Here is a 24,174-nt window from a genome sequence, read left to right as displayed (position 1 = left end):
AAAAGATCCTGAGTTTATACATAAAGTACTAGATGCCTCTATGCCTTTTGTAAAAGATGTTCTGCCGTCAATTACTAAACTTTCTAGCCTTGCTCTTTCTGATAACGATAAAGTTGCCGATATAATACAAAAAACCCAGTTAATTAAGTCACTTCCAAAGGAAGAGAAATCAAAAGAGGTCAAGGAATTGATTAGTACTTTGATAGAAATTAAAAATAATAATCCTGAAATAAGCAAAATAATTGAAAAAGACCTTCCTGAACTATTAACAAAACATGCAAGTAGTTTAGGACCTGTTGTAGATGAGTTTTTAAACAAAACACCTAAGGGTCAAAAATTAAAACTAGACGGTGAAAAATTAGTAAAGATAGCCGGTAAACATGCACCTGAATTAATTAAAATTGCCGATAAATTTAGCAAACATGAATACGGTAAAATTATAGTGCCGGCGTTAAAATTATTATCAGACCCGAAAGTTCTAGGAGTAGTAGCAGAAACTATAGTTAATTTAGGAAAAAGTAAATTTAGTAAAGATAAAGAAGCGGTAGGACTGCATACAAGTAAGGTATTAGAAGAAAGACAAAGAGAGATAGGAAAACCCGGTAGAGGAGCCTAAATCCTGAGCATTTTTAATAGAATAATCATTAATCAAAAGTACACAAGACCCAGAAAAATCTTGCTATTATTTGATTTAAATTATATTGTAAATTCAAAGTGTCATTATGAAATTACAAGGATGATAGAAAGAGATTATTATTTAACACATATCAAAGATTCTTTGGTGCTGTCTCACTAAGTGTGTAAATTTCTAGGATAGGTTATATTAACAATAATATAATTTATCAGGAATAACATGAGTAACAGTAACCAAGAGAAGATAAAACAAGCAGTAGATTTGCTAATAGATAAAGATACTGATTTAACGAGTTTTTTTGCCAAAGACGGGATATTAAAGCAGTTAACTAAAAATATATTTGAAAGAGCCTTAAAAGCTGAGATGGATGAGCATCTTGTCTATAACAAATATGGCAGGATAGAGACTGACAATAGTAGAAATGGTGTATGCAAAAAAAGCCTAATTACTGAAGGTGGAGTATTGGAACTTGAAGTACCACGTGATAGAAATGCTGAATTTTCTCCTGTACTAGTGCCAAAGCGTCAGACTAGGATTGATGGATTAGATCAGAAGATATTATCCTTATATGCTAAAGGGATGAGCCTCTCTGACATTAAGATTCAGATTCATGAGCTATATGGTGCAGAGAACAGTGAAAGCCTTATTAGTCGGGTTACCGATAATGTTATGGATGAGGTCAGGAGTTGGCAGAATAGGCCTCTGGAAGCCATATATGCTATAGTATATTTTGATGCACTTATAGTTAAAGTACGTCAAGATAAGAGAATTATCAATAAGGCAGTATATGTAGCTTTAGGTGTAGATTTAACCGGAAGGAAAGATATTTTAGGCTTGTGTATTAGCGAGAATGAGGGAGCTAAATTTTGGTTAAATAATTTTACTGAAATGAAAGACAGGGGATTAAAAGATATCTTAATTGCTTGTAGCGATAATCTAACGGGCATGAGTGAGGCGATATCTGCAGTATATCCACAAACTGAGCATCAGCTGTGCATTGTACATCAAATCAGAAATAGTTTGTCATATGTAAGCTATAAAGACCGTAAAGAACTTGCAGCAGATTTGAAGCTAGTATACAGCTCTATCACTGAGGATGAAGCACTTACTGCCTTATCTGATTTTGATATGAAATGGGGCAAACAGTACCCACATATTGCAAAATCATGGCAAAATAATTGGCAGAATTTGATAATTTTTTTACAATACCCAGAAGTGATTAGGCGTATCATTTATACAACCAATGCAATCGAAGGTTTAAATAGTCAATTACGCAAGGTTACTAATAACAAAAGGGGTTTTCCTAACGACGACTCTGTATTTAAGACTTTGTACTTGACAATTGACTATATTACGCGAAAATGAAATATGCCTATCCAAAATTGGGGAGAGGACATGGCTCACTTTTTGATAAAATTTGAGGGGCGAATTTAATGCCTATTTTAGAATTTACACACTTATATATCCAGAGCCTACTACCGAGGAAACAATAAGCAGTGAGTGAAATCGGTAATTTTTTACTGCTAACAACGATGTGCTTAAGCGGGATGTCGATTGTTTATGTACCTTTGTCATCCCGTGGCTTGACCACGGGATCCAACAAAATAATTAGTAAATGGATTCCGCGGTCAAGCCGCGGAATGACAACCGTTTTTCTTTTCTACATAGCTGCCTCATGTGCTATACTTGCCTTTTTTACCCTAGTCTATGCTTTTATTATTTCTGACTTTTCACTACAAAATGTTTTCTTAAATTCCAGTACTTTAAAACCTTTAATATATAAAATAGCCGGTAGTTGGTCGAGCCACGAAAGCTCAATGTTATTATGGTTTTGTTTATTACAAATCGTTAGTTGCTGTTATATATTTTTACTTAAAGATAACCGGCTTAAATTTTTATCTATTATTATTCTATCAGCCATACAATTATTTTTTAGCAGTTTTATTTACTTTACCTCCAATCCTTTTAACGTGTTTTCTTTCGCTCCTAAAGAGGGGCTTGGACTAAACCCGATGCTACAAGATATTGCTTTGAGCATCCATCCTCCTCTGCTTTATTTAGGCTATGTCAGCTATGTAGTGCCTTTTACTATTGTTTGTGCCTCTATTGTGTCACCCCGTGGCGGGACCACGGGGTCCATAAAAACAATAAAAAATACTAATAATTTTAGTATTTTTAACTGGATCCCGTGGCGGGACCACGGGATGACACCTATTCATCTTCTCAAAACATTTTCCAATATCGGTATCTTATTTACTACCATAGGAATTAGCCTAGGTTCTTGGTGGGCCTATAGAGAACTCGGCTGGGGTGGATTTTGGTTTTTCGACCCGGTAGAAAATATTTCGCTATTTCCTTGGTTATCCGGAATTATGTTACATCATTCTATAATAGTTACTACCAAAACAAACCGTATAGCCCCCTTGCATAACTGGACGATAATCTTATCAATTGTTACTTTTTTATTAGTAATATTTAGTACTTTTTTAGTACGTTCCGGTTTTATTACCTCAATTCACTCTTTTGCATTCTCACCTGAGAGAGGAATATACTTACTTGGGATATTTTTGATTATGGGGATTGGAGGACTGTGTGTCATCCCGCGGCTTGACCTCGGGATCCAAAAAACAATTGATAATACTTTTAACTGGATCCCGCGGTCAAGCCGCGGGATGATAACAATAGCAAAAGCCATACTCCTTGGCAACATATTCTTCCTACTTAGCCTTATTGTGCTAATAGCTGCCACACTTTACCCGCCAATTTACTCTTTATTTGACGATAAACCAATTATTATTAGTGAAACATTTTTTGTTAATAATTTTATTATATTCGTTATCCCTATTCTTTGTACTATAGGATTATTTACTACCAGAAGCACTATTAAAAAACATATTATAATTCTAATATTATCTCTAATAATTACTTATTTAATATCATTAAAAGTAACATTTAGTGTTATATCGATTTTAACTATAATCGCATCTATATTTTTGATGCTTCATAATGTTCATTATCTTTTGATTAAAACTAATTATTTTAGAAATAGACTTAAAGCAAGTGCTGCTAGTATGATCCTTGGGCATTTTGGTTTTGCACTAATTGCTTTCAGTATTACAACGAATGCATTATTACAAAGTGAAATGGATTTTACCGGAGAAGTAGGAACAAGTAAAACATTTAATGAATTTAAAGTAACATTGCAAAATATTAAGTTTGCTCAAGGTAAAAATTATTATAGACAAATTGCTGAATTTTGGCTTGAGGATAATAGCCGTAATATAACTATATTAAAGCCGGAAAATAGGCTTTATATAGTTGAGAAGAGCTTATCGCAAGAAAGTGATATATATTCTTACTTATCATATGATCTTTATGCAGTTTTAAGTAATATAGACGGCGATATAATTCATGCTAAAATATATTACAAGCCAATGATGAGCTTTATTTGGCTTGGAATTATTCTTACCGCTTTCGGCTTTTTTATTGCACTAATCAGAAAAAAAGCTCTGGATATATAAGTGTGTAAATTCTAAAATAGGCATTAAATTCGCCCCTCAAATTTTATCAAAAAGTGAGCCATGGCCTCTCCCCAATTTTGGATAGGCATATTCCATTTTCGCGTAATATAGTCAATTGTCAAGTACAAAGTCTTAAATACAGAGTCGTCGTTAGGAAAACCCCTTTTGTTATTAGTAACCTTGCGTAATTGACTATTTAAACCTTCGATTGCATTGGTTGTATAAATGATACGCCTAATCACTTCTGGGTATTGTAAAAAAATTATCAAATTCTGCCAATTATTTTGCCATGATTTTGCAATATGTGGGTACTGTTTGCCCCATTTCATATCAAAATCAGATAAGGCAGTAAGTGCTTCATCCTCAGTGATAGAGCTGTATACTAGCTTCAAATCTGCTGCAAGTTCTTTACGATCTTTATAGCTTACATATGACAAACTATTTCTGATTTGATGTACAATGCACAGCTGATGCTCAGTTTGTGGATATACTGCAGATATCGCCTCACTCATGCCCGTTAGATTATCGCTACAAGCAATTAAGATATCTTTTAATCCCCTGTCTTTCATTTCAGTAAAATTATTTAACCAAAATTTAGCTCCCTCATTCTCGCTAATACACAAGCCTAAAATATCTTTCCTTCCGGTTAAATCTACACCTAAAGCTACATATACTGCCTTATTGATAATTCTCTTATCTTGACGTACTTTAACTATAAGTGCATCAAAATATACTATAGCATATATGGCTTCCAGAGGCCTATTCTGCCAACTCCTGACCTCATCCATAACATTATCGGTAACCCGACTAATAAGGCTTTCACTGTTCTCTGCACCATATAGCTCATGAATCTGAATCTTAATGTCAGAGAGGCTCATCCCTTTAGCATATAAGGATAATATCTTCTGATCTAATCCATCAATCCTAGTCTGACGCTTTGGCACTAGTACAGGAGAAAATTCAGCATTTCTATCACGTGGTACTTCAAGTTCCAATACTCCACCTTCAGTAATTAGGCTTTTTTTGCATACACCATTTCTACTATTGTCAGTCTCTATCCTGCCATATTTGTTATAGACAAGATGCTCATCCATCTCAGCTTTTAAGGCTCTTTCAAATATATTTTTAGTTAACTGCTTTAATATCCCGTCTTTGGCAAAAAAACTCGTTAAATCAGTATCTTTATCTATTAGCAAATCTACTGCTTGTTTTATCTTCTCTTGGTTACTGTTACTCATGTTATTCCTGATAAATTATATTATTGTTAATATAACCTATCCTAGAAATTTACACACTTAGTGAGACAGCACCTATGAAGACGAAGGTACTCCTGTATAGATAACTTAGAGTTTTGATTTTTAATCAACAACCAATAGCAAATTCACTGTTGGTTGTTCCTCGAAAATAAAAATTGAAATTTATTTCAATTCTTTATTTATCAATTCCTTTAGCTTTTCTTTTGCTACTTCTTTAGAACGTCTTCCTGCATAAGAATCATAAGGTTTAGTATCTTCAATGAAATGTACAAAGAAAACTGTTCTATCATTTTTTTGTAACCAACCTACAAACCACCCTATTTGACGATCTTGTAGTTTTACGGTTCTATCTTCATTAAGGCGGTTGCCACTACCTGTTTTGCCGTAGAGCTTCCACCCATCTGCAAAATCTTCAATAAACATAATATTTTTTGTCATTTCCTGAGCTTTAAGGCTTACAGGTAATTGATTTGCAACAAGTTTTTGAAGAAAAGCTATTTGTTCTTCCGGTGAAATTTCTAAAGAACTAGAAAGCCATGAATTAGTTAAACCGTTATTCTTTCCTTTATCTCCTGAAATATCTTGGTTACCGTAATTAAATTTTGTCACATAACTATGAAATTTTTCATAACCTAATTCTTTAGTAATAAGACGTGAATACCAAAGACAGCTGTTTTTTATCCAGCTTTTAGGAGTTTGTGACTGCTTCCAAACTTCAAGATAATCGTCGTATCCTTCTTTAAAAGGTAACTCCGGATGAGTTTCATCAATTAAAAAACCATCATCGTAACCCATCAAGCTTAAGACAATTTTAAATGTTGAACATGGAGCATAGCGTGATTTGCAATCACCATCCTCCTTGATAAATTTGTCATTTTCTTTAACTAAAAAGCAATCTGCTCTAGTTATAAAAGGTATAGTAAGTGATATTAGGGCAGTTAGATAAAATAATTTTTTTCATAGGTTAAAATAAAAATAGGTGGTTTTGTTACATAATACCGATGTCATTCCCGCTAGGCATTGTTGCGTGGATCGGAAAACACGCTCGGTGTCATACCGTGGCTTGACCACGGTATCCAGTTTAAAAATAGTAAAACAACATAGACTCTAAACTGTATTTCTGGATACCGTGGTCAAGCCACGGTATGACAGTATACTTAATAAATCTCTTGAGACTGATCCTCTTTACTAGGCACATAATCAAAAATATCATTATTATCGTGATTATCGATCATATCTTCATTCTCAAGCATCTGAACATTATTTACTTTAAATGCTTCTATAACAGTGCCACTTGGCGTAATTTTACCGGTTGCTCTATCTACGGCGATTAGCTTAATTGAATCTGGAACTTTGAAAGGCAGCGATGGCTCATCCTTATAAGCATTACTCATAAAATCAATAAAAATCGGCAATACTACGTTTGAACCTGTTGCTCTTTTTCCAAGCTCTTTCGGTGTATCATAACCCATATAACTGCCGACTACTATTTTTGGCGTAAAGCCTACAAACCATGTATCTTTACTATCGTTACTAGTACCGGTTTTTCCACCGATAATTTTCCCTAACTTCTTCGCAGCATAACCTGTTCCTCTATCTATTGCTCCTGTTAAAAACGAAGTAATTTGATAATCGCTAGCTTCATCCGTAACTATATAAATATCTTCTTTCGGTATTTCTAATATTGCGATATCTAAATTGGCGTCCGAAACATTACAAGAAAGACATTCTCTATCATCTCGCCTATAAATAATTTTACCGTTACGGTCTTTAATTAATTCTACAAAATGAGGTTCAACTTTTTTACCACCATTAGCAATAATTGCATAGGCATTAGTCATTCTGCTAAGTGTGGTTTCAATTGAACCAAGTACCATAGAGTAAACTTTTTTTGGTTCATTATTAATACCGAATCGCTTAATTATATCAACGATTTTTGTAAGTCCTACGGCAGTTGCAACTCTTACAGTTATAAGATTACGAGATTTTTCAAGACCGGTACGCATAGTGATTTCGCCTAAAAACTTACCCTCATAATTTTTAGGACGCCAACTAGGCATACCCGGACCTTGCGAAATCTCAATAGGTCCATCGTTAAAAATCTGATTCGGCTTAATACCGTTTTCAAGAGCTGCTAAATAAACAAAGGTTTTACTCAAAGAACCCGGTTGACGAAGTGCTTGAGTTACTCTATCAAATTTACTTGTAGAAAAATCATATCCCCCAACACTTGCAAGTATCTGTCCGGTATTCGGGTTCATAACCATAATAGCCCCGTTTACTTCAGGAATCTGACGCAAAGCATAAGTATCTTTTATGGGTTCAACCACTATTACATCGCCTTTTTTAAGCAAAGTCTTCACTGATTTAAGATTACTTCTTGCCCATTTCATTTCAGCAATAGGAATCTTAGATTTACTGCCGTCTATAAGCCCAATCTCTGCATGATTATCGGTCATATCCAGAACTACAGCTAATTTATACTCTAAAAGCGATGGAGGAGTCGGTAGTTTTTTTAGCTCCTCTTGCCAATTATCAAGAGGAATATTAGCTATAGGCTTTCTAAAACCACGCCTTCTATCAAACTCTCTCAGACCTTTTCTTAGAGAATTTTCGGCTAATTGCTGCATCTTTGCATCTAAAGAAGTGATAATAGTAAGACCTCCGGTATAAAATTCTTCCTTACTATTTAACATCCTAATTACTTCTTCTCTAACCTGTGCAGCATAATAATCTGCCGTAACAGTTTCTTCTTTAGCTCGTTTACGTAAAACTATCGGGCTATCCATAGCTTCTTTCGCAGCATCTTTTGTTATGTAACCATCTTCAAACATACGTGCTATTACATAATCACGACGAGCTTTTACTCTAGCGTAGTTTCTCTCTGGATTAAGTTCGGAAGGGGCTTTAGGCAGTGCCGCAATAAAAGTTGATTCTGCAATAGTAAGTTCCTCTACGGATTTATTAAAATAATTTTGTGCAGCTGCCGCAACACCGTAAGCACCACGACCAAAGAATGTTTGATTAAGATATAATTCTAAAATTTGATCTTTAGTAAATACTCTTGAAATCATATAAGAAAGAATCGCTTCTTTAATCTTACGTTCAAGAGAAACTTCGTTAGTTAGCAGAAAATTTTTAACCACTTGCTGAGTAATTGTAGACGCTCCTTCCATACGCCTATGATGTAAATAATTAGATATATTTAAAAATGCCGATCTAACTATTCCAAGTAAATCGACGCCGGGATGGTTATAGAAATTCTTATCCTCAGCTGCAATAAAACTTTCTATTAATGAACTCGGTACACTATTAATCGGTACAAATACACGACGTTCAAAAGCGTATTCCTCCATTAATTTACCGTTACTAGAATAAATACGCGTTACCGAGGGGGGATAATAACGTGCAAGCTGCGAGTAATCAGGTAAATCACGCGAATAGTGATATATTATATACCCCACAACCGCACAACCTATTAGAATAAGCACGGCAAAAATTTTTAAACAAAAAAACAGAGATTTATACATTTAATAGATAATATTTTTTTACATTATAATAGAATATAGGTATTGCCCGCATGGATACCAATGTCATTCCCGCTTACGCGGGAATGACATAAAGAGCATTTAAATTATACACTTTATAGGCAGTGCAAGAAATTTGTCAGAAAAACTGATTATTTCATCACCGTTATAAAGTATAATGCCATGCATAATTTGTGGGGCTAATGCTTCTGATAAATCTTTAAGACCCGTAAAATGCCGGCTTTGAATAGTTTCTGTGGCTTTACATTCTATGCCGCAAAATACATCGCCTTTATATAAAAGAAAATCAACTTCTTTTCCTAAATGTGTACGATAAAATGCTTGTTCTATACCCGTAGTTAAGGTTAATATTTTTCTCAGTTCTGCCCATAACCATGTTTCAAATATTGTTCCATAATAAGGACTATTTAACAATAAGTTAGGACTTGTTATGCCGTTTAAATACGATGCATAACCTGAATCATTCATATAAATTTTAGAGGTTTTTATTAATCTTTTACGTGTGTTACTAAACCAAGGCGTTAATTGATTTACTTGAAAAGTTGTTTCTAAAATCTCTAAATATCTTGATATTGTTCTTTGATCCAGTCCTATTTCAATGCTTAAATTTTTTTGATTTAATAAATTACCGCTTTGTAAACCAATTAAGCGAAAAAGTTTAGCAAAGGAAACAACATCTAAAAATTTATTTATATTTCGTACATCTCGCTCAATATAGGCTGATTGATAAGAAGAAAACCAACGTTCTCGAAATCTTTCTTGCTTTTTTAATACAACTTCCGGAAATCCACCATAGAAAATATATTCATTTAAAGATTGGTTATTTATTTTTGGTTTATATTCTAACTCTTTAGTCCATTTGTCTTTTAATTCAGGAATAGTTGCTCCTGAAAAAATATCTAATATAAAAGAAGAAGGGTTATTTTGATTTAAAATTTCTCCTAAACTTAACCCTTCAAGATGTATTATGTCAACACGTCCTGCCAAACTTTCAGATACTCCCGGATAAAAAAAAATATTAGCAGATCCAGTTAAGAGAAAACGCCCCGGTCTCTTATCTTCATCAATTGACTTTTTTATAGCCTTTAAAAGATCAGGGACTCTTTGAATCTCATCAATAGCAAGAGGATAACTTGCATTTTTTATAAATCCGTGAGGATCATTAGTTACTGCTTCTAATTGCGAAATATCATCTAAAGTAATATATGACTTAAAAATTCCTTCGTCATATAATTGTTTTACTACTGTAGACTTACCTACTTGCCTCGCTCCAATAATAAGAACTGCAGAAAAATCTTTTAATGATTGCTTTACAAATGATGTTATATGTCTTTTGATCATGTTGTAAATAATATCATACATGAGCTATTATTTACAACATTTATTTTTGTAATATGTAAATTACATAATTAAACTATCTCTCCACTTAAACTATTCATTCCAGCTTTGGTAATTTTTACATCAATGATTTTACCAAGTAAAGATTTATTAGGGTTTTGGATATATACGGACTGCATGTATGGAGTTTTACCTATTATTTGATCATCGAATTTACCACTACGATCAAATAGAACTTTCATAGTACTACCGACACAACTTTCATTAAAAGCTAGTTGCTGAGCCATGAGTTCTTTTTGCAATATAGTTAATCTCTCTGATTTTATGTGTTCCGAAATTTGATCTATTCTAGTCGCTCCCGGCGTACCGGGACGAGGACTATATTTAAACGAATAGCACTGACCGTATTTTACTCTGCGGACCAAATCTAAAGTATCCTCAAAATCTTCATCCGTTTCACCGGGAAAACCGACAATAAAATCAGAGGATAAAACTATATCGGGCCTTGCCTCTCTTAAGCGATTAATTATATCAAAATAATAATTCCGATCATGCTTACGGTTCATGGCTTTTAATATTTTATTTGAACCTGATTGCACTGGAAGATGTAAAAACGGCATTAATTTAGCCTCAGTACCGTGCAGTCTTATTAGATCATCAGTCATATCTATCGGATGTGATGTCATATAACGCAGTCTCTCTAAATTTGGAATTTGTGCTAGATGTCTAAGTAAATCGGCTAGACTAAATATTTTATCTGCAGGACCTTTACCGTGATAAGCATTGACGTTTTGGCCAAGCAGCATAATTTCTTTAGCACCGCTGCTAACTACTTTTAACGCTTCTCTGTAAACCTGTTCTACGTTTCTTGAAAATTCAGCCCCTCTTGTATATGGTACCACGCAGAAAGTACAAAATTTATCGCATCCTTCTTGTACTGATATGAAGGCACTCGCTCCTTGCGGGTATAATTGCTCCGGTAGATTATCAAATTTTGCTTCTTCAACAAAATCGAGATCGATTAAATATTTTTCGTGTCTAACGACTTTTGAGATTAATTCGGGTAGGTTATAATAAGATTGCGGCCCCACTACAATATCAACATAAGGAGTTCTTGAGAAAATCTCTTCACCTTCCGCTTGAGCAACGCAGCCCGCCACAACTATTATTGCAGAGTTTAAGCCTTGTTTTTTTCTCGTATCTTGTAGTTTCTTAATACGACCAAGTTCAGAATAAGTTTTCTCGGCTGCTTTCTCTCTGATATGACAGGTATTTAGAATAATAACATCAGCATCTTCTATATTTTCTGTGGGTTCATAACCGAAAGGATAAAGCAAATCTTGCATCTTAACGGAGTCATAAACATTCATCTGACATCCGTAGGTCTTAATATAAAGCTTCTTACTCATAAAATTTTTAATATTATAAAAAGTTTTATATTATACTCTATTTAAATAATTTTATCAAATTTTAAATGAGCTGGGAGCAGGATTCATAATCAGCGAATTAATTTAATATTAGCATCTTTTATTTTTAACTCTGCCCATATTTTATCAGCAGTATATATTGTAGTACTAAGTTTAATACCTAAAGCTATACAAGCTCTATCTCCAAGAGACAATCCTTTATGCTGCGTATATGCCTGTAACTTCGCAGCATATTTTGCTTGCTCTAAATCAAACGGAATAATTACTGCTATAAAATCCGTAATTAAAGTTAATGTTTCTGCCGTATCTATATTAGTGCGTTTTAAAGCAGTTAACACCTCGGTAATGTTTACAGTCGACATAATCGTATATGACAGTAGCGGTTTTATTATTTCGCCACCTCTTTCATTTTGAATTAAGGCAAGTAAAGCTGAGGCATCTAGTACTATATTACTCATGTTTTGCCTCTGCTCTTCTTGTTTTAATTAGTTCATCCACTAGAGAAATTTTTTTTGGACTATAAAAAAGAAGCATTGCAAAATAAGGATTGATAGCTTGAAAAAACTTCGTCATTGCGAGGAAAAATTGAAAATTTTGACGAAGCAATCTAGTAAAAAATTCTGATTTACAGAATTTTTTTATTATTTTTCCTGGATTGCCGCGTCGCTTCGCTCCTCGCAATGACGGTTTGGGTATCCATGCAACAATGCCCATAATTTACTGATTAATTCTTGCTGTGCATATTCTTTCGGTGATTTCTTTTAATTTTTCTATTCTCTCTATTAAATAAAGCAGTTGTTCTTTTGTAATTTTATAGTTTTTATCATATCTTGCGTCAACATAAGCTTTTTCAAGAAGTTCTAAACACTCTTTTTGTTCTTCGGTTAATTGAGGAAACACACTCCATAATTCATTATCATAATTTCCTACCATACTACCTAATTTTTGCAAATTATGTAATTTAGGTTTGTAATTTGAGAAAACTAATAAAATAGTACTGTATAGACTTTCCGTAGCTTGATGAAGCGAAAAGGCTGACAACGCATATTCCGAATCGTTTAAATAAGTAGTTGCACCTTTTAAAAAACCTTTACCTCTGCCAAACCAATATTCATAATAATCTTTAGCGATTTCTTTCATCTCGCTCCAAGGTAAATCTTTAGCTTCACTAAGCATAAATTCCCTGCTATCATATAAAAGAATACCTTCTTTTTTGATATCAGTAAAAAAATAACGCCCTATCTCTAACTGCCTATTTACTTCGTCTATTGACTCAAGAATTATCGATATTAATGAATCATAAGGGATAATTTGCTTAGGATTTATTACTCCTGTTTTTTCTAATCTCTTATATATATTATCTTCTAACCTTAAAGTAGTATACCCTTTATATTTACCTTTTTTCAGAATTATCAAAATATCGGTATCGCTATGATAGCCGTTAGGTAGATCACGTACCCAATCGCCTCTAGCAAAAGAACCGTACAAAATAATCATAGCGATTTTATCTTGTGCAATATCTAAAATTTGCTGCACTATAAAATTAAGCCTTGCTCTAATTTTAAGAGAACGTTCGGGTAAGGTGGTTTTCATTTAAATATCTATATTTTATATTTCTGCTTTTAGCTTTTTTATTTCTTCTATGGATATTCCTGTCATCTCATGTATTTCTTCTATAGGTATTTTTTTAGTTAGCATTTTCTTTATTATTTCAATTTTTCCTTTCTCTATGCCCTTTTCTATACCCTTCTCCATACCGGCATTACACTTTTCTTCAAACTTGTCTATTTCTTGTTGTATAGCCATTTCAGCCCTAAAATAATCATCATGCTCTTGGTCCGTCCATTTATATTGCTCTAAACTTGCATATGCCGATAACACAATTTCATTTTTAATTTCTTTTGGCGGTTCTTGTTCTTGCGAAGCATATTTTAATAAATGCAACTATTCATCGGTATCATCTTTAAGATCATTTTTTTTAAATTTTCCTAGTTCAATAAATACATAAGTTAATGAAAACAAATATTGTTTATGGGTATTGCTTTCTTTTATATGATGATAGCTAACATACGGCAATTCATCAGGCAAAGCTTTTGTTCCTATGATAGAAATTATTACTACCGGCAATAAATCCCTATGTTTCATACCTTTCTTAATTTGACTAACATAGGTATAACAACCGTAAAGCTGCGTTCTATTAAGATAATCTTTCTCCATTTTACGCTGCATTTCGATAACCTAAGAAGAGAGTTCAATAAATTTATTAATTTTACTTTATCGCTAAATAATTTTTTAAATGCGACATCATTTGTACCGTCTAAATATCTTTGCATAAATAATTATATTTTTAGTAAGTTTGCATATATAGCAAATTAACCTCAGATAGTAAACTACTTTTACAATTTATTATAAGTATTAGACTTCTTGCATAACTTATCTTATAAAGAGGAATCCCCCTAGAAACACGGAAGCACTTGCCACCACAGCATATATAAATACGTGAGGATGCTAGTACCGGATTGATGTACAAATTACCTTTAGAAGGAGGTTATGCAAAAAGTCTATTAATACCTATCATTATCATCATATACCCCCCAAATTACTTTCTTAGAAATCCAACCTGTGTAATTCTTACATGTAATTTGACAGAATTGTTCTTTGCATTTTTTTAAACCGCAGCGAACCTTGGGCATTAATTTTGCTATAACTCGGCTTTTATGGTCTGCGGATTTGGTAAGCTCTATTTCCTTACCGGAGGTAATAACTACTGATCTTTTACCTGATAAAACGCTTGAATGTATCCAACCGCCTTCGCCGTTAATGTCACATACTTGTCGCCATTGTTCGTACTCTGCAGTTATTTCTACCGGCTCGCCTTTTTTAACAAAAACCCATTCTACGGCAGATTTAGTGGTTGGTCCGCTCCTTGCATTTACTTCATTAGATTTTATTGAAACAAATCTTGGAATAGGCAATTTTTTATTATCGGCGTTAATTGTTGTTGATAATATTATCGTAATTAAAATGATAAAAACTTTAATCATTATCTTCCACTTCAGATAAAGCATCCTCTTTTTTTGCTATTATATAATTACCAAGCCTAAATTGTACTTTTATTCTATTAATTTCCTGCTCGCTAATACCTATATTTTTTAGGACTGTTCCACCGATTTGTAAGCCAGTCTCATAACTTTCCGGAATAATAGTTGTGGCACCTAAATCATAAAACTCTCTAGCATTTTTTAAATTTTTTAACTTAACGACAACTGGTATATCCTGATAATTACCGCTAATTGTTTTAAGCGATTTCTTAATAGTTACTTGATTATTCATAGTAAGTATTATAGCGAATGCTCTTTCCGTACCTAATGCCTTTAGAGTATCGGCTTGCGATACGTCACCTTTAAAAACCGGTAAACCGTTTGATAGCTCTTCTTTGACTCTATCATCATCTAAATCAAGTATTACGTAACTTATACCTTCCGCTTCCAAAACTCTTGCTACCATTTTACCGGTATTACCAAGGCCGGCAATAATAATATGGTTTGTTAAATCTCTTGCCCCAAGCTCAATCATTTGAGTCGGAGTTTTACCGAGTCCTTTATCGACTTTCTCGGCAATCTTTTTCCCTAAAGCTGCGAGTAATGGAGTAAGTGCCATAGTAAAAGTAACTACGAGTAATAATATATCGGCAGTACTTTCTTCTAATACTCCACTATCTTTACCTAAACTGAATAATATAAAACCAAACTCTCCACCTTGCGATAATAATAAGCCTGAATAAAAAGCAACTCCTTTATTAAAACCAAATAAAATACAAAAAGCTGTTATGATTAAGGTTTTTATACCTATTAAAACAATAGATAAAGTAAGAATATGAGATATTTTTTCATACATTTCTAGTGCGTCGATATTCATACCGACGGTCATGAAAAACAATCCTAAAAATAAACTTTTGAAAGGATAAATACTTTCTTCTGCCTGCAATCTAAATTCGGTTTCTGCAACTAATACTCCGGCAACAAATGCTCCTAGAGCTAAAGATAAACCAAATGTTTCGGTAGCCCAAGCAGCAGAAAGTACTATTAACAAAGTCATTGAAATAGGTAACTCGCTTGCATTATTACTTTCTGATGAAATGAAAGAAAATACAGGACGAAGAAAAACACGACCGACAATAAATATTGTAAGTAAGGCCGTTACGGCTTTTAAGAGTGCAATACCAAGAGCCGCTGCAAGCGAAGCTTTATTACTATCGGCAAGTAGCGGCACTACCACAAGCAATGGAACTACGGCCAAATCTTGCAGTAACAGAATAGCTAAAGAAACTCTTCCTATTTGGGTTGATTGACTACGATTTTCCTCAATAACCTGCATAACAAGTGCCGTAGATGAAAGGGCAAGACCACCGCCGGTAATAATAGCCGCACTACTATTATCGTCTATAAGTACCATTGCACCGGCAATTACTATAGCAGTCGTTAAAACTTGCAAACTACCGAGACCAAAGACATATCGTCTCATAGCTTTTAATCGCTCGAAGGATAACTCAAGACCTATTGCAAATAATAGAAATACTACACCAAGCTCACCTAGTAACTTAGTTTGGTCATATGTTACGATTTTTAAACCGTGATCACCTATTGCAGCTCCTGCAATTAAGTAACCAAGTACCGGACTTAATCTAAGACGCTTAAGTATAGCCACGATAAAAACCGCAGTACCGAGTAAAATTATAACGTTAATAAGAATATGATCGTTCATCTTTTCCAAATTTCTTCTAGCTTAAAATGCTCCCGTGCTTCAGGATAAAAAATATTAATTAAAATAGTACCTGCATCTATTAGTACCCACTCTGATTTACCAAGCCCCTCAATATTACTATTTATACCGGCATTATTTTTTAATTCTAAAGCTACATATTCAGCAATTGCTCCAACATTTTTAGTCGAACGACCGCTAGCAAATATAATATAATCAGCTAATTTATGTTTTCCTGTTAAATCAATTACCTCAATATCTTCTGCTTTTTTCTCATTCAAACATTCTAAGATAAATAATTTTAATTCTTCAGCTTCTTTTTTCATAATAATTAATAAATGACATAATAATATTAATTATTATATGCATAAGAGTAGAGTTTATCAATGAATGTTTAAAATTCTATAATAAAAATTCATATAAAGCTTTACTTTAACCAAAAAAAACTTTAATTAATATTTAGGCTTTTATATCTAAAAAGTGATAAAATAATGGCAATATCTGCAGAAGAGTTAGAAAAAATACTTAAGGAATCCTTTCCAAACAGCATAATAAAAATTACTAATTTAGTAGGAGATCAAGACCATTATGCATTAGAAATATCAGATGTTCTGATTAATGGACTTTCTTTAATTAATCAACATAAATTAGTAAAAAATGCCCTGTCTGAAATATTAAATAAAAAACTACATGCAATTACCATAAAAACTATCGCAGTTCCTGAAAAATAATTACAAATATTAATATAATAAATCTTGCACAAATTCAACTTATTATTTACTTAAGCTTATACTTACTTAGTTTCTATGAAGCTTTCTAAAAAGATTTAATTTTTCTGATAAAACCAAATTTTAAATTAACTTTTGCATTAGTCAACATATTGTTGACTTCTATTCTTACATATAGAATAAATAAAGGAAAGTTAGAAATTCTAGTAATTAATGTTGATGTTAGAGGATAGGTATATAAATGAGTAATAAACATATAATAGAATATCAAGGAAAGCCTGCTTTTGTTGTTATAACTTTTAATGAATATCAGGAACTTATCAATAAAAAACGAGGTATTACTGATGAAACATTATACGCTGAAGCTATAGCCAGAAATGAGGAATATTTTCCTGAAGATTTGGTACAAAAAATTCTAAACGGCGAAAATCCTATTAAAGTTTATCGTGAATATAGAGGATTATCTCAAGAACAATTAGCTATTAAAATTGGTAAAACTAAGCAATATATATCATTTATTGAGAAAGGATTACGAAAAGGCACAATAGATACGCTAAAAAAACTAAGTACTGTTTTAAATGTTGATTTAGATATGTTATGATTTGCAGCAAAAAATAACCAAAATTAAATCTTTATTATAAATATTCACAGAGCTAATATTTATAATGCTTAGATTATATAAGGAGTAAAATTTATTTTTACTCCTTATTAATTTATATAGGGCTCTGGATATATAAGTGTGTAAATTCTAAAATAGGCATTAAATTCGACCCTCAAATTTTATCAAAAAGTGAGCCATGGCCTCTCCCCAATTTTGGATAGGCATATTCCATTTTCGCGTAATATAGTCAATTGTCAAGTACAAAGTCTTATTTACATTACCGGTAATACTTCCGGTATCAAGTTGTGATTTGGAGGTAGCATTAGTAAAATTAACGTCTGCATTAATATCTGCGATTGCAACACCGGGGGTATCAAGGTTAATTAAAGCAGTGTTAATAACCTGCTCTAATCCAATTAGACCTTTACCCGAGAATGTTATTGCTTTTAACGGATTAGCTTTTGTACCGAGAGCAAATTTCCCTGATATCGCTAATTTTGCATTGGCATTAGTAGCATTTAGCTCAAGTACGCCGGTATTTGGAGTGCCCGGGTCTATATCGCCTGTTAAGGTTATAGTACTAGTATTACCGCCGGCTACGGTAGTCATTAGTTTAAATACCGATGCAGGATTCACAAATGTAACACCCGGTGCATTTAACATAAAGTCGCCGTTTAGTGCATCAAGTGCGTAAGTACCGGAACCGGTATTATCACCGATATTGATTTTGGCAATTTGTGCCTAGGTAATTGACTGGTCGGCAAATATTGCTCCATTTCCAATATTAAGAGCAAGCGCATTACTTACGTCTAAGCTATTACCGCCACCGACAACGCCGACCTCACTACCCGCAGTAACATTTATAGCAGCTAGTTTATTTGCGACGGTACCAAGCGTTTTAGTAGCATCACTGCCTTGAATTTCAAGTTTAGCACCTTTTGTACTGCTTAAATTGACGTTACCGCCACCGCCGGCAAAACCGCCGAAACTATTTGCAAAGGTAACTTGCTGATTAGCAGTCGTTAAGCCAAATACTGAGTTCGTATCACCGAAATTGATAGTACTACCTGCCGGCTGCAAGAGAGTTAAAAGCCCGTTACTGACGTCTACGGTAAATGTCTTAGGAGCGGCAGCTTGTCCGATATTAATTGTTTGTACCGTACCGATAGATACATCCGTAGCAGTTAAGTTAGCAAAAGCGTTCAATGCTCCGGTAGCACCGTTGGTAACTACGCTATTAAACGTATAACCTGCAGGATTTGCTCCTGAAAATTCTAAGATACCGCCGGCTCCAAAATTTACATTACCGGTAGTGGTAAGTGATCCTTGTAAATTCGCTGTTGCACCATTGCTGAAGACTAAAGAAGCAATAGACACGTCTTGCTGGAAAGTCGTTATTTTACCAGCCACACCGTCAATTGTTATTGTATTTATGTTGTTTACGGTACCGCTACCGGCAAATACTAAATCACCCGCTGCTGCCATACTACTTGTCACTGCTGCTAAATTACCGCCGTCATTAACATTAACAGTACCTGCCTTACCGGCAAAATCAGTCTGTCCGTCAATCTGACCGGTTACTCCTGCTGCTGCCGTAACCACTGCTCCTGCATTATTTATCGTGAAATTAGTAGCACTTGCTGCTTTCTGTAAGTTTACAGCCCCCGGACCGTTAAAATTTACTGCTGTTAGTGTACTAGTTGCACCTATTGTATCATTTACCGTACCTGCTCCTAAGAAATTTAAAGTAGCCGTAGTACTAACGTCTATCGTACCGCCGACCGTACTACCGTTAGATAAATTAGCAATCCCTGCTTGATTATTGAAATTGATATTAGTTGCAACATTCCCAACGGTTAAATTTGTTGGACCCATAAAAGTAATTGTGCTAATATCGCCAAGCGTTAAGAATGCGACGCTTGTTGTAATCGGGCTTGCAGAATTAATCGTCGGCTGCTGCATTATAACATTACCGCTACCGGTAAAATTCACTTGCTGGACGGTATTAACGGCAGTACCGACATTAAATGCTCCGGCAACCGTTAAAGTAGCCCCGGCATTTGCTGCATTTATCTGAATTATACCGGTATTAGCAGCACCCGGGTCAATATCTCCTAGTAAAGTTATTAGGCTGTTACCGCCGCCTGCTATTGTAGTTTGTAATTGTAATATAGAATTCTGGTTACCGAAAGTTACTCCCGGAGTTAGATTAAAATTGCCGTTTACTGCATCAAGTATATAAGTAGCAGCTCCCCCTACTTCACCGATATTTATTACGGCAATATCCGGAGAAGTAAGACTTTGATCGGTAAATACGGAACCTGCTTTCAGATTTAAAGTACCGGTACCGCTTATATCAAGCTTATCAGCTGCACCAAGTAACGTAACATTTCCTTTAATATCTATTGCAGTTAACTTATTACCTGCTCCAATAGTCTCAGTACCGGTAGCTCCCGCCAGCGTCATCGCACCGTTACTTGCATCAAAAGTAAGAAGCCCGCCGCCACCGCCGGTTCCTTCTAAATTACCGCCGAACGTTAGTGCTTGAGGCTGCCCGGGCCGGATTATTAATGCTGAATTTATATCGTTGAAATTAATAACGCCGCCTGCTGCAAGTAAGTTTAAAACAGGCTGATTTACTGCAATCGTAAAAGTTTGAGGGGCAGCAGCTTGTCCGATATTAATAGTCTTAATCGTACCTATAGTTTGGTAGCCGTAAGGGTCGTATCAACATTTAACGTAGCATTACCGGCAGCAGCTACGGGACTTGCAAAAGTGTAAGGTCCACCGACGCCGGTAAAGGCTAAAGTAGCCGCAAAATTATTAAAATTCACTCCTCCGCTAGAAGTAAGATTCCCTTCCATCTCAGCAATACCGGTATTAGTAAAGACAAAGTTAGTTGCAGTAACGTCGTCTTGAAATGTGACGGTTGTAGCATTATTACCGTTAATACTAACTCCCGCAATATTATTTACAACGCCGGTAGCAGTACCGTCTCCTGCAAATGCTAAAGTTCCGGCAATAGTCGCACCGCTACTTGTAACAGCTGCTACTTGTCCACCGGCAGTAACATTGGTTGTACCTCCAAGCCCTACAAAATCTATTGTTCCGGTAACATCATCTACAGTTAGTAGTATTGGTAAAGTTAATATCCCCATTAACGGTACTAAGAGTTAAAGCACCGCCTATACCTGTAGAAAGAGCTTTAGATATATTAATAGCAGGCGTTACCGTAATATTACCGGTACCGGTAAAGGTTATACTATTTAAAGTATTTCCGGCGTTAATACCTAAATTATTTGCACCTGTTATTGTTAAAAGACCACCGGTAGAACTTAACAAAATCATACCGTTACCTACTGCACCGGGATTTAAGTCTCCATTCATGGTAGCAGTTATATTACCGATACTTGTAATATTTAATGTCGAATTAAGATTGCCAAAATTCATCTTAGCAGTACTAATATTAAAATTCGCCGACGGTGTTAGAATATATGTTGCAAGCCCGGCATTATCACCGATATTTATATTAGTAGCTACTGCCGAAGTAGCGGTTTGATCGGTAAAACTACTGCCTCCCGTAAGGTTCAAGCTAGTAATACCGCTAAGGTTAATAGCATTTGCCCCTGCCATCGCCGTAACCGTTCCTATGGTCTTCACCGAGCCTATCTTATTAACAGCGCCGAACGAGCCGTTTCCTCCTCCTGATCCTTGAATCGTTAAAGCGTTAGTACCGTTTAAAATTACATTACCGCCTCCACCGGCCGTACCGTCTAAATTACCGTTAAATGTTACGACTTGAGCTTGAGGTGATTGAAATATTAATGACGAACCCGGATCACTGAAATTAATTTTATTTCCTCCTGCAAGTAACCCTAAAGCAGCTTGATTTACTGCTACGGTTAAATCTTGAGGTGTTCCGACTTCACCTATATTAATTGTTTTTAGTGTACCGATACTTTGATCGGTTACCGTAAGGGTCGTATCAACATTTAAAGTAGCCGCTCCTGCTTTAACTACAGGGCTTGCAAAAGTATAAGGTCCCGCCATACCGTTAAACGTAAGCGTTGATGCAAAATTGCCAAAATTTACTCCTGTCGTTGCAGTTAAATTACCGCCTACGGCAGCAACACCGGTGCTAGTATAATTAAACTGATTAACTGTAACATCACTGCCTAGATTAACAGCTGTCGTGTTATCACCTTGGATATTTTATATATTAATAGGATTACTTCCTACCGTATTTCCCCCTACACTTCGGGAAACAGTACTATCTCCTACAAAATTTAATATATTCGCACCTCCGGCTACGGAATTAATTATATTCCCGCCGGTAGCACCGCCGACATTCGCACCGCTAGCTATCGTTATGTGCTGCAGTACCCTTAAAATCTATGTCAGAAATTACGTTTTGTTGAAATCGTGTTAAAGCCGGGTGCGTAAATTGTACTACCCCTCCAACGCCGGTATCAATTGCCGTTGCCCAATCTACGCCGTAATCCGGATCTCCTCCGACAAGAGGCTGATACTGGTTTCCTATCTGAATAGTTTGTGCAAAGATAGTTCCTGTAACTGTAACCGGATTATCATTTAGAGATTGTCCAGCCTCATTAGCTATCCCATCGGTAAAAAATATGTTAAGCCTTTTTGTTCCCGCCGTTCCGTTACCGCTACCTGCATTAAATGCAATTTCTCGTTTACCGGTAGCCGCATGTACTCCTAATTGACCCCACAAATCTTGTGCCGGAACTATGGGTACGGTAGCTATAAATGTTGCGTCATTTGTTGATTCATTACTTACTACATAACTAGAATTTGCACCGGAAAAATTGATATTTGCTATAGGTTGTGCGTCCATAACTTCAGGAGGACCGCCGGGATAAAGCGTCAAATCTGAAGTATCGGTTGCAAAATTATATCTTGAGTTAGTAAGGTTACCGATATTAATAGCCTGCACTTTAGTCCAAGCCGGATCTTTAACGACAAATTCAGTAGCAACAGCTATTGTAAGATTGTTTTGCCCCTGAACGATAGTTGTAAGAGTGTGTTCATCAAAGTAAATAATAGGTTCTGCAGCAGGATCTGTGGAGTTAATAGTCAAAGTACTAGCAAGGTTGTTAAAATTAAAGCTATTAAAATAGTACGTACTCCCTTTAGCTTATCCCGGTCCGGGATTCGGTGCAAAAGGCGGAACTACCACACTTGCAGTTGCCGATGTAATCGGAGCACCTGTTAAAGTAATATTTACAGGGTTAGTAACATCTACATCTAGCCCGACATTTGCCGCATTAAGATCTTGAGGTATAACAGGTCCAAGATTTAGGTTATTCGGCACGGTCATTACAGCACCGTTAAAGGTATTTAAATATATAGCAAGAATTGCTGCCACATCTGCAGTAAAATTATTTACCCCGCCAAGGGTTAGAAGGTTACCGGATACAAATGGCCCACTAAGACCTACCCCTGTGGATAAAACTGCACCGCCTGGCCGTTACGGATGGGTTAGGAATAGCAGCAGCAAGGCTACTCGTACTTGCAAGCATCACTGCCGCAGTTGATGCGAACATGCCTTTTTTTATTAAATTTTTTAGAGTATTTTTTCGTTGACTTGACATAACATCTCCTAAATTTGGGCTTAATTTTCTAAATTATCAATTCGAGACTAGTATTCATTAAACAAATATAAATTTTCTGTATTTTGGAAGATTTTTAAAAATCTTTGGTAAATGAGATTAAGATAAAAATTCTTAATATTTTCGCTAGGTTCTGTGAACATTTCTAATTGATTTACTATTTTTAGGTATTTTTTAGCGAAAATTAATAAGATTTTTGGCAGAATAGTTATTCATATTTCAAAAAAATCTTATAATTTGCAGCAAAAAATACCTAAAAATAGTAAATCAATTAGAAATGTTCACAGAACCTACGTTGCACTTTTAAAAAAAGTTAATAATAAAATTAATTTTTTATTCAGGGCTTTAATTAAAATTAATAATAAAAGAGGATAAGATGAAATGATTAATAATTATTAAAAGAACAAAAATTTTTCTAACTTATAATTTTGTTATATAAATAACACATTACTTTTAATTGAAAAACATTAATTAAATACTAAAATGTCTATAAGAATACTTATAAATAAAGTATTTCCTACATATAAAAAGTAACTATAAGTTACTTTTTCTTGTTTAAAATAAATTAAACTTTATGTATTTTTTATAGAAATTTGATAAATCGTATATAAAACTTAAGAAATACAAGGATAAAACCTATTTATTTTAGTCCTTTAATAAAAACAGCAAAATTTTATTAATTTTTGTATAGAAAGGAATACCCAAACCGTCACTATCATTGCGAGGA

The 24,174-nt window shown here is 34.6% G+C and carries 23 protein-coding genes and 4 pseudogenes; 7 read left to right on the top strand and 20 right to left on the bottom strand.

Annotated features, from left to right (window positions below):
• Positions 1–40 precede the first annotated feature (40 nt).
• The 4 genes and pseudogenes from AC5587_RS01480 to AC5587_RS01465 all read left to right on the top strand — a co-directional run.
• A complete protein-coding gene (locus AC5587_RS01480) occupies positions 41–616 on the top strand; it encodes a hypothetical protein (protein WP_499162623.1) in 576 nt (191 codons plus the stop codon).
• A 237-nt stretch (positions 617–853) separates the two neighbouring features.
• Positions 854–2,068: pseudogene (locus AC5587_RS01475) on the top strand (IS256 family transposase).
• Between the two features lie 206 nt (positions 2,069–2,274).
• Positions 2,275–3,223: pseudogene (gene ccsA / locus AC5587_RS01470) on the top strand (cytochrome c biogenesis protein CcsA); the annotation flags it as partial.
• A 101-nt stretch (positions 3,224–3,324) separates the two neighbouring features.
• Positions 3,325–4,155, top strand: a pseudogene (locus AC5587_RS01465) (cytochrome c-type biogenesis CcmF C-terminal domain-containing protein); the annotation flags it as partial.
• Between the two features lie 23 nt (positions 4,156–4,178).
• Here AC5587_RS01465 and AC5587_RS01460 read toward each other — a convergent pair.
• The gene (locus AC5587_RS01460; protein WP_499161854.1) at positions 4,179–5,393 is read right to left on the bottom strand and encodes an IS256 family transposase; all 1,215 of its coding nucleotides are present in this window, start codon (positions 5,391–5,393) and stop codon (positions 4,179–4,181) included.
• 180 nt (positions 5,394–5,573) lie between these two features.
• Entirely contained in the window at positions 5,574–6,341 is a 768-nt protein-coding gene (blaOXA, locus tag AC5587_RS01455) for a class D beta-lactamase (protein WP_499162969.1), read from the bottom strand.
• A 55-nt stretch (positions 6,342–6,396) separates the two neighbouring features.
• Here blaOXA and AC5587_RS01450 point away from each other — a divergent pair, with 55 nt between their 5' ends.
• Complete coding sequence (locus AC5587_RS01450) at positions 6,397–6,522, top strand: hypothetical protein (protein WP_410527868.1); 126 nt, start codon at positions 6,397–6,399, stop codon at positions 6,520–6,522.
• A gap of 46 nt (positions 6,523–6,568) precedes the next feature.
• On the opposite strand, the gene AC5587_RS01445 is transcribed toward AC5587_RS01450, so the two are convergent.
• The 11 genes and pseudogenes from AC5587_RS01445 to rsfS form a co-directional block, all read right to left on the bottom strand.
• Positions 6,569–8,941: a penicillin-binding protein 1A gene (locus tag AC5587_RS01445; RefSeq protein WP_499162622.1), complete on the bottom strand. Its 2,373-nt coding sequence runs from the start codon at positions 8,939–8,941 to the stop codon at positions 6,569–6,571.
• Positions 8,942–9,040: 99 nt separating this feature from the next.
• Complete coding sequence (locus AC5587_RS01440; protein WP_499162621.1) at positions 9,041–10,321, bottom strand: ATP-binding protein; 1,281 nt, start codon at positions 10,319–10,321, stop codon at positions 9,041–9,043.
• Positions 10,322–10,368: 47 nt separating this feature from the next.
• Complete coding sequence (miaB, locus tag AC5587_RS01435) at positions 10,369–11,706, bottom strand: tRNA (N6-isopentenyl adenosine(37)-C2)-methylthiotransferase MiaB (protein WP_499162620.1); 1,338 nt, start codon at positions 11,704–11,706, stop codon at positions 10,369–10,371.
• Positions 11,707–11,795: 89 nt separating this feature from the next.
• Positions 11,796–12,182: a type II toxin-antitoxin system VapC family toxin gene (locus tag AC5587_RS01430; protein WP_499162619.1), complete on the bottom strand. Its 387-nt coding sequence runs from the start codon at positions 12,180–12,182 to the stop codon at positions 11,796–11,798.
• On the bottom strand, positions 12,175–12,438 hold the full coding sequence (locus tag AC5587_RS01425; protein ID WP_499162618.1) for a hypothetical protein: 264 nt from the start codon (positions 12,436–12,438) through the stop codon (positions 12,175–12,177). Before AC5587_RS01425 ends, AC5587_RS01430 begins: the two co-directional genes overlap by 8 nt.
• Before the next feature lie 3 nt (positions 12,439–12,441).
• Positions 12,442–13,317 carry a HEPN domain-containing protein gene (locus AC5587_RS01420; protein WP_499162617.1) on the bottom strand — a complete coding sequence of 292 codons (876 nt, stop codon included), beginning with the start codon at positions 13,315–13,317 and terminating at the stop codon, positions 12,442–12,444.
• A 204-nt stretch (positions 13,318–13,521) separates the two neighbouring features.
• Positions 13,522–13,668, bottom strand: a pseudogene (locus AC5587_RS01415) (Rpn family recombination-promoting nuclease/putative transposase); the annotation flags it as partial.
• On the bottom strand, positions 13,669–13,953 hold the full coding sequence (locus tag AC5587_RS01410) for a PD-(D/E)XK nuclease family transposase (protein WP_499162616.1): 285 nt from the start codon (positions 13,951–13,953) through the stop codon (positions 13,669–13,671).
• 335 nt (positions 13,954–14,288) lie between these two features.
• Positions 14,289–14,768 carry an SH3 domain-containing protein gene (locus tag AC5587_RS01405; RefSeq protein ID WP_410527860.1) on the bottom strand — a complete coding sequence of 160 codons (480 nt, stop codon included), beginning with the start codon at positions 14,766–14,768 and terminating at the stop codon, positions 14,289–14,291.
• Positions 14,761–16,488 carry a monovalent cation:proton antiporter-2 (CPA2) family protein gene (locus AC5587_RS01400; protein WP_499162615.1) on the bottom strand — a complete coding sequence of 576 codons (1,728 nt, stop codon included), beginning with the start codon at positions 16,486–16,488 and terminating at the stop codon, positions 14,761–14,763. Before AC5587_RS01400 ends, AC5587_RS01405 begins: the two co-directional genes overlap by 8 nt.
• Positions 16,485–16,811, bottom strand: coding sequence for a ribosome silencing factor (gene rsfS / locus AC5587_RS01395; protein WP_011271584.1), 327 nt, complete (start codon positions 16,809–16,811; stop codon positions 16,485–16,487). The genes AC5587_RS01400 and rsfS overlap by 4 nt, the downstream gene beginning before the upstream one ends.
• Before the next feature lie 165 nt (positions 16,812–16,976).
• Here rsfS and AC5587_RS01390 point away from each other — a divergent pair, with 165 nt between their 5' ends.
• Both AC5587_RS01390 and AC5587_RS01385 read left to right on the top strand, forming a co-directional pair.
• The gene (locus AC5587_RS01390) at positions 16,977–17,216 is read left to right on the top strand and encodes a BolA/IbaG family iron-sulfur metabolism protein (protein WP_499162614.1); all 240 of its coding nucleotides are present in this window, start codon (positions 16,977–16,979) and stop codon (positions 17,214–17,216) included.
• Between the two features lie 238 nt (positions 17,217–17,454).
• On the top strand, positions 17,455–17,814 hold the full coding sequence (locus AC5587_RS01385; protein WP_499162613.1) for a helix-turn-helix domain-containing protein: 360 nt from the start codon (positions 17,455–17,457) through the stop codon (positions 17,812–17,814).
• A gap of 159 nt (positions 17,815–17,973) precedes the next feature.
• On the opposite strand, the gene AC5587_RS01380 is transcribed toward AC5587_RS01385, so the two are convergent.
• The 7 genes from AC5587_RS01380 to AC5587_RS01350 all read right to left on the bottom strand — a co-directional run bounded on the left by AC5587_RS01380 (position 17,974) and on the right by AC5587_RS01350 (position 23,429).
• Entirely contained in the window at positions 17,974–18,477 is a 504-nt protein-coding gene (locus tag AC5587_RS01380; protein ID WP_499163050.1) for a hypothetical protein, read from the bottom strand.
• 78 nt (positions 18,478–18,555) lie between these two features.
• Positions 18,556–20,280 carry a beta strand repeat-containing protein gene (locus tag AC5587_RS01375; protein WP_499162612.1) on the bottom strand — a complete coding sequence of 575 codons (1,725 nt, stop codon included), beginning with the start codon at positions 20,278–20,280 and terminating at the stop codon, positions 18,556–18,558.
• 233 nt (positions 20,281–20,513) lie between these two features.
• Positions 20,514–20,972 carry a hypothetical protein gene (locus tag AC5587_RS01370; RefSeq protein WP_499162611.1) on the bottom strand — a complete coding sequence of 153 codons (459 nt, stop codon included), beginning with the start codon at positions 20,970–20,972 and terminating at the stop codon, positions 20,514–20,516.
• Entirely contained in the window at positions 20,932–21,864 is a 933-nt protein-coding gene (locus AC5587_RS01365) for a hypothetical protein (protein WP_499162610.1), read from the bottom strand. The genes AC5587_RS01370 and AC5587_RS01365 overlap by 41 nt, the downstream gene beginning before the upstream one ends.
• A 307-nt stretch (positions 21,865–22,171) precedes the next feature.
• Complete coding sequence (locus AC5587_RS01360; protein WP_499162609.1) at positions 22,172–22,915, bottom strand: hypothetical protein; 744 nt, start codon at positions 22,913–22,915, stop codon at positions 22,172–22,174.
• 57 nt (positions 22,916–22,972) lie between these two features.
• Complete coding sequence (locus tag AC5587_RS01355) at positions 22,973–23,203, bottom strand: hypothetical protein (RefSeq protein WP_499162608.1); 231 nt, start codon at positions 23,201–23,203, stop codon at positions 22,973–22,975.
• 61 nt (positions 23,204–23,264) lie between these two features.
• Entirely contained in the window at positions 23,265–23,429 is a 165-nt protein-coding gene (locus AC5587_RS01350; RefSeq protein ID WP_499162607.1) for a hypothetical protein, read from the bottom strand.
• Positions 23,430–24,174: the final 745 nt, after the last annotated feature.

It is taken from the genome of Rickettsia endosymbiont of Hedychridium roseum (assembly GCF_964028255.1).
Lineage (GTDB): Bacteria > Pseudomonadota > Alphaproteobacteria > Rickettsiales > Rickettsiaceae > Rickettsia > Rickettsia asembonensis.
This window is presented reverse-complemented; position numbering and strand designations above follow the sequence as displayed.

Bases quoted from the DNA above. Each gene is read 5' to 3' on its own strand.
- AC5587_RS01480 (WP_499162623.1), top strand. From the start codon at position 41: ATGCCTTTTGTAAAAGATGTTCTGCCGTCAATTACTAAACTTTCTAGC.
- AC5587_RS01460 (WP_499161854.1), bottom strand. From the start codon at position 5,393: ATGAGTAACAGTAACCAAGAGAAGATAAAACAAGCAGTAGATTTGCTA.
- AC5587_RS01445 (WP_499162622.1), bottom strand. From the start codon at position 8,941: ATGTATAAATCTCTGTTTTTTTGTTTAAAAATTTTTGCCGTGCTTATT.
- AC5587_RS01440 (WP_499162621.1), bottom strand. From the start codon at position 10,321: ATGTATGATATTATTTACAACATGATCAAAAGACATATAACATCATTT.
- miaB (WP_499162620.1), bottom strand. From the start codon at position 11,706: ATGAGTAAGAAGCTTTATATTAAGACCTACGGATGTCAGATGAATGTT.
- AC5587_RS01430 (WP_499162619.1), bottom strand. From the start codon at position 12,182: ATGAGTAATATAGTACTAGATGCCTCAGCTTTACTTGCCTTAATTCAA.
- AC5587_RS01425 (WP_499162618.1), bottom strand. From the start codon at position 12,438: ATGGGCATTGTTGCATGGATACCCAAACCGTCATTGCGAGGAGCGAAG.
- AC5587_RS01420 (WP_499162617.1), bottom strand. From the start codon at position 13,317: ATGAAAACCACCTTACCCGAACGTTCTCTTAAAATTAGAGCAAGGCTT.
- AC5587_RS01410 (WP_499162616.1), bottom strand. From the start codon at position 13,953: ATGCAGCGTAAAATGGAGAAAGATTATCTTAATAGAACGCAGCTTTAC.
- AC5587_RS01405 (WP_410527860.1), bottom strand. From the start codon at position 14,768: ATGATTAAAGTTTTTATCATTTTAATTACGATAATATTATCAACAACA.
- AC5587_RS01400 (WP_499162615.1), bottom strand. From the start codon at position 16,488: ATGAACGATCATATTCTTATTAACGTTATAATTTTACTCGGTACTGCG.
- rsfS (WP_011271584.1), bottom strand. From the start codon at position 16,811: ATGAAAAAAGAAGCTGAAGAATTAAAATTATTTATCTTAGAATGTTTG.
- AC5587_RS01390 (WP_499162614.1), top strand. From the start codon at position 16,977: ATGGCAATATCTGCAGAAGAGTTAGAAAAAATACTTAAGGAATCCTTT.
- AC5587_RS01385 (WP_499162613.1), top strand. From the start codon at position 17,455: ATGAGTAATAAACATATAATAGAATATCAAGGAAAGCCTGCTTTTGTT.
- AC5587_RS01380 (WP_499163050.1), bottom strand. From the start codon at position 18,477: ATGTTAAATGCACCGGGTGTTACATTTGTGAATCCTGCATCGGTATTT.
- AC5587_RS01375 (WP_499162612.1), bottom strand. From the start codon at position 20,280: ATGACGCTGGCGGGAGCTACCGGTACTGAGACTATTGGAGCAGGTAAT.
- AC5587_RS01370 (WP_499162611.1), bottom strand. From the start codon at position 20,972: ATGGGGATATTAACTTTACCAATACTACTAACTGTAGATGATGTTACC.
- AC5587_RS01365 (WP_499162610.1), bottom strand. From the start codon at position 21,864: ATGGCGGGACCTTATACTTTTGCAAGCCCTGTAGTTAAAGCAGGAGCG.
- AC5587_RS01350 (WP_499162607.1), bottom strand. From the start codon at position 23,429: ATGTCAAGTCAACGAAAAAATACTCTAAAAAATTTAATAAAAAAAGGC.